Raw genomic sequence first — 9581 nt, 5'->3', positions numbered from 1 at the left:
CAGTACTACGGGTAACCGTTCCCATCAAAAAACACTTATGAAATAGGGAGAGGGCAGGCCCGAATGCCATTCTAGCCGAGTAGGGTGAGCGGGAAAGCAATTCGGACGATTCTGTTCTTGTCGATCGCAGTTCTACTCGTTTGAGTATTATTAACGGTAGCTGAAGTCATTCCGCTCAGGCGGCGGTCAATTTGCGACTTGCTTCAGGTTGCGGGGGGGCGAGATTTTTGCGGCGGGGCCGAGGGGGCGGTCTTCCTGGTGCGGGAAGGCTTTGATCGTGGTGATGATGTGTTTCTGCTGTTCGAATTCTTTTCCGCTGACCAGTTTGACGGTCGTTTCCAGGAAGCGGTCGATTTTTGATTCGAGAGGCAGTCCCGTTTTGCGGTCGATCAGGCAGGTGCCGAACGTTTTTCCGCCCCGAATGTGAAGTTGAACCGAGTTGCCTGTCTGATTCATCGGGCTGTTGATTTTCGAGGCGGCAATATCGCCGGCGATGTTGATCGTGGCGGTTTTGTCGTTTAACTCGCGGAGCGTGTATTCGGTTTTGAGGACCATCGGAATCGGTTGCGTCAGGCGGCGGGTTGTCAGCCAGGTTTCGCCTACACGAATCGCGCCCCCTTTGTGATTCTCATCAATGTTATAAGGGAGCAGGCCGATGCTGTCGTCGATGAAATTCGCAATGCCGTCATCGCCCGACGATTCGGAAATCTTGGCGAGCACCGTTTCCCGCTGATCGGGGGCCGTGTTCTGCAGGCAGCGTTGAATGAACTCATCGAAGCCGACCAGTTCGATAATTTTGTTATCGGGGCCAATCCAGAACGAAAATCCGTTTTTCACCAGCCGCTGGTAGGCCTGCACTTCCGGCGGGACCGGGCCGTTCTCGAGGTTCGAATCGTACTCGACCTGTTCTCCGGCAATGTTGTGCGAATATTTCACGCGCGTGTAAAGCACCTTGAACCGCTTGCGGCCGTCCTCCTGGATCTCTTCGACCGTCAGCGCCAGAATCAGTTCCAGCTTCGATTTGCTGTGTGAGATTCCCGCTGCGGAGGCCTGCGAGAGTGTCTGTTCCACGGTTTTGATCATCGGGAACCGCTGGTTGACCGACAGATTCAGTTCCAGGACTTCCACTTTTTCCTGAGTTAACGAGGCGTTCTGTGCATCGATTTTCGGATCGAGCGGTGATGCGGGCACAAAAGGTTCTGCCGGCTCGTTCTGAACTACTTCCGCCAGTTTCTGCTGCCGTTTTTGCCAGAATGACCAGACCGTCCCGCTAAGAATGGCAATTCCCAGCATCCAACTGATAAAACGCTTGCCCAGCATGGCGACATCGTCCAGAATAGATAAATAAAGTTAATGAATCGGTTGCGGGTCAGACTTTTGACAGACGAAAGTTAACAGCATCAGGCATTTAGTGAAAGACGAATTCGAAATGACGGACGCGATTTCATTCAGACAGGGGCAGAGCAGGCACGGGCGGATTCTGATCTTCACAGCGGTTCTGTTCTGGTTTCTACCTTCGCAAAGTGAGGCGGCCGCGCCGCAGGCGAAAACGGCGTCTGCCCGCCCGAATATCGTCTTTCTGCTGAGCGACGACCAGCGGCCGGATACGATCGCCGCACTGGGCAATTCGATCATCAAAACGCCGCATCTGGATCAACTGGTCAAACAGGGGACCAGTTTTACCCGTGCCGTCTGTGCGAATCCGATCTGCACGCCGAGCCGCGCGGAAATTCTGACCGGCGTTGGCGGGTTCCATAACGGGTCAATGGATTTCGGCAAACCGATCAAACCGGAGCTGCCGACCTGGGCCAAAACGATGCACAACGCGGGGTATCAATCCTGGTATGTCGGCAAATGGCACAACGACGGCAAGCCGATTTTGCGCGGTTATGATGAAACACTGGGTCTGTTTACCGGGGGCGGCGGTCGCTGGGCGGTCCCCTCTTATGACGGGAACGGCACGCTGGTCACCGGATATCGCGGCTGGATTTTTCAGGATGACGAACGCCATTTTTTCCCTGAGAAAGGGGTCGGGCTGTCGTCGAATATCAGCGAGCACTTTGCCGACGCCGCGATTGAGTTCATTCAGCGCGAACATACGCAGCCTTTTTTTCTGCACGTCTGCTTCACGGCGCCCCATGATCCGCTGCTGATGCCCATCGGTTACGAACAATATTACGACCCGGACAAGATCCCGGCTCCCGCGAATTTTCTGCCCGAGCATCCGTTCGATCATGGTAACTTCGACGGCCGCGATGAAGCACTGCTCCCCTGGCCGCGGACGAAAAAAATCGTCCAACACGATTTATCGCTGTATTACTCGGTGATTTCGCATCTCGACGCGCAGGTCGGGCGTGTGGTGGAAGCGTTAAAAAAATCGGGGCAGTGGGAGAATACGATTCTGATTTACTCCAGCGATCACGGTCTGGCGATGGGCAGTCACGGTTTGCGGGGGAAGCAGAACATGTATGAGCACACAGTCGGCGTGCCTTTGATCATGGTCGGCCCCGGCATTCCCGCCGACCAGCGTTCGGCCGCGCAATGTTATCTGCGCGACCTGTATCCGACGAGCTGTGATCTGGCCGGCGTGGCGATTCCCGAGACCGTCGAAGGCAAAAGTCTCAAGCCGGTTCTTACGGGCGACAAAACGGCGGTCTATGAGGAAGTCTATTGTTACTTCCGCGACTATCAGCGGATGATCCGCACGGACCGCTGGAAGCTGATTCTGTATCCGCACCTCGATCGGGTGCAGTTGTTCGATCTGAAAAATGATCCGCTCGAACAGCACGATCTCTCTCAAGAGGCGTCGCATCAGGAGCCCCGCGATTCCCTGCTGCACAAGCTGAATGCCTGGCGAAAACAGCAGAACGACGCTTCGCTCACCGCAGCCAGATCGCAGCGGTAAAATCTGCCTGAAACGTGTCGCACTTTGGTGCGAAAATGAGTTTGTTGTGAAATCAATCTGATGGCGCTTGCGTCGACGGTGTTGATTTTACAATCAGAACCGCTGCCGCTCCCGGCGGAATCCATATTTTATAAGTCTATATGAGTATAGGCCTTAAGTGGCCTGTTGGTCGTCTTTGGCACCAAATCGGCATAATTGGCATATTTTACGCTCTTCTCTAAATCGTTCACATCAAATCGCGGGCAGTTACGATTTAGCCAAAAGGGGAGAGTCATGATGATCCAGAATCAAGTCAATTTGTTAAAACGACCGTTTCGCGTCCTGCTTTCGATGGCATTGGTGGGGGGAATTTGCGGGGCACCATTATTGGCGGCCGACAAGTCATCCAAAAAGTCATCGGACCAGCGAAGCTCCAGCAGTTCCAGCAAAAGTGACCGCGGCAGCGCGCAGCGTTCACGCGGTTCTTCAAGTCGCCCCGCTCCATTGCAGAGTTCGAGTCGCTCCCGGAGCAGTCAGTCGAAGTCGCAACCGGCTGCTCAAAAGCAGTCGCGTTCGCCGCGGCTGGAACTCAAAAACTTCTCGGGCAACACGGTTCCGAAAGTAATCGATCGCGGCAGCAGTAAAGATCAGAAGTCGTCCCAGGTTGCACCGAAAACAGTCGCACCCAAAACCACGCGGCCTGATTTCAAGCTGCCTCAGTTCGGGAAGCAAAGTGGACTCAAGCTGGATACGAAAGATCTGAAGCCACGGGTTCCCGACCGCAAGATTCCTGATCGGAAAGTTCCGGACCTCAAAATCCCGGATCGGAAAATTCCTGATTACAGAGGGAACGGCGGAAAATTTGTCCCCAAGCCGGGGAAAAATGTGGTGCAGCCTAAACCGGATCGGGGTAACAACGTATTCAAACCCGGAAAAGGAAACTTCGTTCCTAAACCGGGGAAACAGACAACTCCGGGAAAAGGTATCTCACACGATGACCTCTTCGGCAAACCCGGTCTGAAGCCCGGCAATCAAGGGCACAAACCCGGCGGCGTCGATCTTTCCAAGCACAACAATTTTTCCAAAGGTCAGGGGAAACATTTCGATCCTTCGAAGAAGTGGCTCGGCAAAAACGGCGTGCCTTTGAATAAAGATCTGTTCAAAGATAAAAATATCAAACCGATTCGTCACGATCTGAATAAACAGCTTCAGGCAGGAAAACTGAATTCGCTGATTCACAATAACAATTACAAGAACTGGAACATGAAGAAACAGTTCGAGCTGCACAACAAAGGGGATGTGGCCCGTCAGTTGCATCTGAATCAGAATCTGCTGAAAAATGGCGGCTGGCGGAACCGCAGCCTGTTCGGAAATATGGCGAATTCCTTTACCAAAACCCACTTTGGTGCCTGGTATGCCGGCCCCGGGATGTACCCCAGCTACTGCTGGAGCCCTCACTGGAGTGCCTGGGTTGACTGGTGCTGGTGGGACTGGTGCAATCCGATTTGCGATCCCCGTCCGATCATCTGCCGTCCGATTCTCTGTCAGCCCTGTGTTCCCTGGGTCTGGTACGATTGCCCTGTCTGGCAGCCACTGCCGATCGTGACCTGCGGCACCTGGGTAGACGTTGATCCTTACATCATCAACAGCGGTCTGGATCTGCAGATGCTGGCGGTACGGTTTGTTGACTCCGGTCATGCTGAACAGGAACTCGGACCTCGCTTCCGCGTCTGGTTCCGCAACAACAGCAACGTCGATATCAATGTGCCGTTCAATGTGATGCTGCTGGCTTCCAATTCACGCGAACCGGTGGCAGGAGTGCCGGAAGCGGGATCACGCGTCGATAATATCGCCGCCGGTCAGGTGCAGTCGGTCGATATCCGTCTCCCCTTCGCAGCCAGTCTGCTGTCAACCGACGCCGAAGGAAATCAGATTCCCTTCGAACAACTGCATGTTCTGATCGATGCCCATCGCGAAATCCCGGAAGCATTCAAAGAAAACAACGGTGCGGTGATCGCACGTGTGGATGTGCTGCCCGTTGATCCTGCGTTGTTCTCAACCGACACCGACGTGGTCGTCAGTGGTGGAATGGTGAATCTGGCGGGTGAAGGCTTCGGACCGGAACCGGGCAAAGTGCTGATGTCGCTGAATGGCATGAATTTCGAAGCAGAAATCTACGGCTGGTACGACCTGGGCGTTCAAGTCAAGATGCCCGAACTGCCGCTGGTAGACGTTGCTGAAGCAACCTTCGTTGTGGTTCGCGGCGACGGCGCTGTTTCCAACCCGGTCGAAGTGCAGTTTGCACCACAGATGGCTGCAGTCAGCGTTGAGTAACGGAAGTGTGCGAGGGATGGCTTGGAGCTATCTCAAGTTCCGAACAGGGGGCAGACAATTTGTCTGCTCCCTTTTTTGTTTTTGATAGATAGACCAATCACATTTCACTACAATTCAGATCGTTGATGACGATTCGTTTTGAAGAAAATAACGAGGTCCCGCTCCTGAAAACATTGCTCCACGAATTCTGGCTGTTCGGAATCAAACAGGCGTCCGCCTGTATTTTCGGCGGTTTTCTGCTGGCGATGATGATCATCACGCGGTTCTGGTATCCGTTCGAATTTTTGTACCGCTACGATTTTCTGTTTCTGGCGGCGGTTGCGTTTCAGATCTTTCTGCTGAGCTTTCGGCTGGAATCGCCGCGGGAAGCGGTGGTGATTCTGATCTTTCACTTCGTGGCCACGGTCATGGAACTGTTCAAGACATCCGACGGCATTCGTTCGTGGCAGTATCCGGAACCGTTTGTGATCGGGATTGGAAACGTGCCTCTGTTTGCCGGATTCATGTACAGCGCGGTGGGAAGTTACATTGCCCGCGTCTGGCGCATTTTCGACTTTCGTTATTCCAGTTACCCGCCGCTGTGGAGCACGGTGGTGCTGGTGGCGTTGATCTATGCCAACTTTTTTACGCACCACTACGTGTTTGATATTCGCTGGCTCTTAATTCTCGCCAGCCTGTTCATGTTCGGCAGAGTGACCATCTATTTCCGCATGGATCGCGTACACCGTTCGATGCCTCTGGTTGTTGGCTGGCTGCTGGTCGCGCTGTTTATCTGGTTCGCGGAAAATCTGGCCACGTATTCCAACGTCTGGATTTATCCCTCGCAGAAACATCAGTGGCAGCTGGTTCCGCTCTCCAAGTTGACTGCCTGGTATCTGTTGATGATGCTCAGTTTCGTACTGGTTTCCCTGGTGAATCGTCCGGTCTTAATGCAGGGGCAACCTGCACTGCCGACAGAACCGGATACGAAAATCTGACGCATTGCTGCCAGTCAACTTGATCTCAATCAACGAGTTCCAGCTTGAGTTCTGGTTCCGCTTCCGTAATGGTAATTTTGAGCGGCGAACTGCTCTGGTTCGTGTATTTTTCCGGGATGGCACTTTTCATCGAGACCCCTTGCGGCGTCGATTCATAAGCATTCACCGTCACTTTGTGTTCGCCGGGAATGGCGCCATCATTTTTCTTGAACGTGGTCAACGTAAACTTGCCGGCGGCGTCGGATCTGCCTGAGGCCGGTTTTCTCCCCTTCACGGGATACAGCATGATGGTGGCTTCGGGGACCGGCTTGCCTTGATAGGTAACGACTCCCGCAACGGAAACCGTATCAGGCAGGTTTTCGTCTTTGCTGCCGCTGCAGCCGACACACAGAAACAAAGTGAGCAGAATGAGGACTGGTTTCGCAAAACGATCGATACAAAACATGTGTATCTCCCTAAAAAATCTTCGAAGCGATGTCACGCAAAATCAAATGCGTGATCGAGGTGCGCCATTCCGCAATGCGTTACAGTAACCGGCTAATAAGTGAGTCCGCCGATGGGTAAACCGTCTTGAGGATGCCCCAGTTGCTGATAGGTCAGAAAGTCCATGTTTTCACTCAGAAAATGCACGCTGCCATCAACCATCATAAAATGAGCACCCCCTTCGTGGTAACTGGAAGCGGCAAAGCCATCGACCCAGCCGTGCGCGCCAGAGCTGATTCTGCTCTGTGCATTGCCGTAAACGGCGAAGGGATGATTGATCGGGTACGCCGTGGTCATCGGTGAATGCCAGGCGGCCCAGGAAGACCAGGCGTGAAAGCCGGGAGAATTTTCACCGATAAACAGCACGTTCGTGGTGCCGTCCAGAACGTCGCGCATGCGGATCGTGCGGTTTTCTGTGACCACGCTCCCCCCGCCTCCACTGACGCGGAGTCCCATGCGTCGATCAAACATTCCCTGAGGTAATGGCGAAGTGGCGGCGGTACGGTCATAACCACTGCCGTCGACGCCTTTGTAAGTGGTCACGGCAATATCATTCCGCGAAGCGGTGGGGCAGCTCGCCGGGAAACACCAGTTGGACCAGACGAGATTGCCGCCGCTCACGCGGTTGGGGGTCGGGTCGCTGGGACAGCGATAAACGGGCAGGGGAGTTTGTGCGATCGTCAGATTGCCCGCGTCGACAATATTTCCGCTGAAATTGATCTGATTGTAAAGGGGCGCCTGATCGATATTCGGTAAAATCAATGCGCGCCAGCCAAACGAATTGCCGGTATCGCCGTGGCTGATGGCAAACACCTGATGGGTGTCGTGGTAGTTATGCATGGCCAGACCCATCTGCTTGAGATTATTTTTGCACTGACTCCGACGGGCCGATTCTCTGGCCTGTTGCACGGCCGGCAGCAGCAGAGCAATCAGAATGGCGATGATGGCGATGACCACCAGCAGTTCAATGAGCGTGAATCCACGATTTCGAAAGATGTTGTTTTTCATCTTTTTGCCCTCTCAAGCAGATTGAAAATGCAACACAGGCCCGCCTGAAACGTGGCGCTCGGAATGACGTGCGAAGGCCTGGCAGCGAATGATAGGAAATTAATTAAACATACTTCGATAGGCTGATCATTTCTGTCTCTGAATCAATGTGTTGGTCAAATTTCTGTTTCTTGTAACTTTCCCAGTGTCGTGCCGTGATAAACTTCGGCGGGCATGACGTAGGAATCGGAGGTCTCAATCGGAAGTTCGCCGCTGCGCATCTGGTTCAGCAGCTCGGCGGCACGGCGCCCCAGTTGCGATTCATTCACCGTCACCGAGGCAATCTGCTGCTGCAGCACGCTATGTCGAATCTTGTCGCCGACACCGATGAGCGAGATGTCTTCGGGCATCCGCAGCCCCATCCGGGTCAGGTCCAGGTAGAGTCGTTCTGCCATCGAATCAAAGGTGGTAAAAATCGCCGTCGGGCGGTCTGGTTGATTCATCATGCGTTGTAAGGCGTCTGTGATCTCTGCAGCGAGTTCCTGCATGTCAATCACACCGTCTGCGCCGAAGTAGCAGCGGTCTTTGGATAATTCACAACCGCCTTCAGCGAGCGCTTGCTGAAAACCGTCCAGATACAGGTCGGTGGTTTGAGTGCAATGCGGGGCGAAAAAGGCAACACGACGGTGACCGCATTCGATCAGCGATTCTCCTGCCAGCCTGCCGATCTGCTGGAAGGGCAGTCCCAGCAGGGGCGCGATAATTCCTTCCACGGGCCGGTGGCAGAGGACCACCGGGATGCCCGCTTTCTGGAGCTGGCGAATCTGATACGCGGGAGTCGGGGGAGTGCTGGCGGGCACGATGGCCACGCCCCCCACCTGATTGTCAATCAATTGCAGGATCACATTTCCCTGCTTGTCGATATTATTGCGGGTGCAGCAGACCAGCATCTGGTTTTGCGATTGGCTGGCCGCCTCTTCAAAGCTGTGTTGCAGAGAAGGGTAATACCCGGATAAGACTTCGGGAATGACCAGCGCCAGAATATCCAGCCCGCTGGCAACGCGCTGACGTGCGTCTTTATGGACGAAAGTTCCTTTGCCCTGAACCCGGCTTACTAATCCTTCCCGTTCCAGCATGCCCATCGCCTGCCGGACGGTGCTGCGGGCGCTGTCAAACAGGTTTGCCATCTGCTGCTCGGAAGGGAGTGCCGTCCCCGGCAGAAGCTGCCCTTCCCGGATCTGTTTTTTGACGTGTTCCTGAATGCGTTCGTATTTGGTACGGGTGGAAACAGCTTCCCCCTGATCAGCCAGCGTGGTGGTTCCAAATAATTTGTTCTGGGATAACAAGTTCACAGCATCCGTTTCGTACAGAGGCGATTTTGATTCAGAATCAGAATAGAAGTGAAAGGTACGTACAACAGGGTACGAATTTCTGAAATGTATGGTACAACTGAATTAATGTGTGTCAATCAAAAAATGAAAAATTTCAGTTTGAATTTGATGATGTCTAAGGGGTGTTTGCCGCTGCCATCAGTTAAGAGTCGCAGAGATCCCGTTGTGCTTAATAAATAAGTAGGTACAATGGCCATACGATGTAAGTGTTTCTGTTGATGCCGGCCCGGGGCTTTCCGGACAGGAAATCGGAGAATTCTGTTGGGGAATCGGCTGCGCTCTGCCTATGATGAAGTGAGAAAGCGGTGTGAGTGAGCTTCTGGAAAGACAGGTTTGTTCAGACGGTTCCGCCGCCAGTGATCTGACAGAACCGGTTCGCGGGAGCGGATCAATCGGGAGCAGCTTTCCGGTGTACTGCTGAGAAAATTCGGTCTTCCCGGCATTCGTGGCGGAATCCTGCTTGCATCCCGTGAAAAAACTGTTTCTACTATTTAAGTAGTGTATATTGCGAAAATTCCTGCCTCC

At 53.6% G+C, this 9581-nt stretch carries 8 protein-coding genes; 3 read left to right on the top strand and 5 right to left on the bottom strand.

Annotation, left to right across the window (positions count from 1 at the left end; translation table 11 throughout):
• Positions 1–186: 186 nt before the first annotated feature.
• Positions 187–1320: a DUF6263 family protein gene (locus Q0294_RS02875; RefSeq protein ID WP_299460731.1), complete on the bottom strand. Its 1134-nt coding sequence runs from the start codon at positions 1318–1320 to the stop codon at positions 187–189.
• 91 nt (positions 1321–1411) lie between these two features.
• Here Q0294_RS02875 and Q0294_RS02870 point away from each other — a divergent pair, with 91 nt between their 5' ends.
• The 3 genes from Q0294_RS02870 (at position 1412) to Q0294_RS02860 (ending at position 6195) form a co-directional block, all read left to right on the top strand.
• The gene (locus Q0294_RS02870; protein WP_299460730.1) at positions 1412–2905 is read left to right on the top strand and encodes a sulfatase-like hydrolase/transferase; all 1494 of its coding nucleotides are present in this window, start codon (positions 1412–1414) and stop codon (positions 2903–2905) included.
• Positions 2906–3181: 276 nt separating this feature from the next.
• On the top strand, positions 3182–5218 hold the full coding sequence (locus tag Q0294_RS02865) for a hypothetical protein (protein ID WP_299460729.1): 2037 nt from the start codon (positions 3182–3184) through the stop codon (positions 5216–5218).
• A 125-nt stretch (positions 5219–5343) separates the two neighbouring features.
• A complete protein-coding gene (locus Q0294_RS02860; RefSeq protein ID WP_299460728.1) occupies positions 5344–6195 on the top strand; it encodes a DUF817 domain-containing protein in 852 nt (283 codons plus the stop codon).
• Between the two features lie 25 nt (positions 6196–6220).
• Here the strand turns inward: Q0294_RS02860 and Q0294_RS02855 are convergent, their stop codons facing one another.
• From Q0294_RS02855 to Q0294_RS02840, 4 genes are all read right to left on the bottom strand, one after another.
• Positions 6221–6640 (bottom strand): carboxypeptidase-like regulatory domain-containing protein, encoded by a 420-nt coding sequence (locus tag Q0294_RS02855; RefSeq protein ID WP_299460727.1) that lies wholly within the window; start codon positions 6638–6640, stop codon positions 6221–6223.
• Between the two features lie 92 nt (positions 6641–6732).
• Positions 6733–7686, bottom strand: a complete 954-nt coding sequence (locus Q0294_RS02850) for a DUF1559 domain-containing protein (protein ID WP_299460726.1) — start codon at positions 7684–7686, stop codon at positions 6733–6735.
• A 155-nt stretch (positions 7687–7841) separates the two neighbouring features.
• Complete coding sequence (locus Q0294_RS02845) at positions 7842–9017, bottom strand: substrate-binding domain-containing protein (protein WP_299460725.1); 1176 nt, start codon at positions 9015–9017, stop codon at positions 7842–7844.
• A gap of 177 nt (positions 9018–9194) precedes the next feature.
• Positions 9195–9581 (bottom strand): hypothetical protein (locus tag Q0294_RS02840; protein WP_299460724.1); only part of this gene is annotated, 387 nt, incomplete at its 5' end.

This window comes from uncultured Gimesia sp., from assembly GCF_937919775.1.
In the GTDB taxonomy this organism is placed as follows: domain Bacteria; phylum Planctomycetota; class Planctomycetia; order Planctomycetales; family Planctomycetaceae; genus Gimesia.
The sequence above is the reverse complement of the archived record's forward strand: the minus strand, read 5'-3'. Positions and strand labels throughout refer to the sequence as shown.